1 protein-coding gene and 1 pseudogene are annotated in these 1,071 nt (G+C 58.7%); both read right to left on the bottom strand.

The features are described 5' to 3' along the window. Positions 1-199 (bottom strand): annotated as a pseudogene (locus tag AX760_RS04910) (hypothetical protein); the annotation flags it as partial. A 129-nt stretch (positions 200-328) separates the two neighbouring features. Beyond that, a partial coding sequence (locus AX760_RS04905; protein WP_210187367.1) for a helix-turn-helix transcriptional regulator occupies positions 329-1,071 on the bottom strand: 743 nt, incomplete at its 5' end.

Here is a 1,071-nt window from a genome sequence, read left to right as displayed (position 1 = left end):
GATAATCACTGCCCTCTTCGCCGCGCAGCTGATCATTTCCGCCGCCGCCGAATATCCGGTCGCGGCCGTCACCGCCACGCAGGTCGTCGCGGCCGGTTTCGAGGGCGGGATCCGTCCCCTCGGCATAGCCATAGATATATTCGGAGCTGATACCGCCCTGGCGAAAATCATTGCCTTTTGTACCGAAAATTTTGGCCATGCCATTCCTCCTTCAAATGTCGTTTGCCTCTGGCTTTGGGCCGCACCGAAGCAAACGACGAGGCAACCAAAAGCTGAGTGCCACAATCGGGAGAGCGAAACAGGTATCAGAAATGAGTATTTTGGGCCGCTACGGCGCGATATGTGCCCGGTGCATCGCCACGGCAACCGCACCGAGCGTGCTCGACACGCCATAGGTGCGACGAATGTTCTGCAGATGCTTGCGAACCGTGGCCGTGGATATCCTCAAGATATCGGCAATTTCATCGGCGGTTTTATCCATGGCAGCCCAGGTCAGGATTTCCTGTTCGCGCGGCGTGAGGACGATCTCCAGGACCTCTGGATGTCTCAGACTTTCGACACACCGGATCGTTATCATGCTCATCAGGTTGACAGCCGTCAGTTCACGCGGGGACAACCGAAGCTGACGGGTAGGCGAGGCAAAGGAGACAAGTGCCTGCCAGTGACGACGCGAATAACTGGGAACGACATAACCGCTCATGAGCCCGAAATCCGTGGCCTCGTTCGCCACCAGCCTCGAACTTGCCGTCGCATGCAGGCGCTCGGGCACATCCTGCCAGTAGAAAGGCTGGATGGCGGTGCGGCTGTAGCGGCAGACGCCATCCACATCCGCGTAGCGACGCTGCACATAGCGCTGGAACCAGCCGTCCGGCCAGCCGTTGAGTTCCACCAGCGGCTCAAGCTCCTCCTTGCCGGCAGGCACGCCACTGACAATCAGGTGGTCGAAACCCACTTTGCCGACGGATTGAAGAAGATCCCCGAGCACCGCGTTGGTCGAACGGTGGGTGCGGCATCGCTCCACGAATTCGAAGGTTTCGATCTCGATGGTCATAGATATCTGGGCCTCTAAAG

Origin of the sequence: Pararhizobium antarcticum (assembly GCF_001885585.1) — a bacterium.
GTDB lineage: Bacteria > Pseudomonadota > Alphaproteobacteria > Rhizobiales > Rhizobiaceae > Pararhizobium > Pararhizobium antarcticum.
Note: the sequence above shows the minus strand (reverse complement) of the source record. Positions and strands in the feature narration are given on the sequence as shown.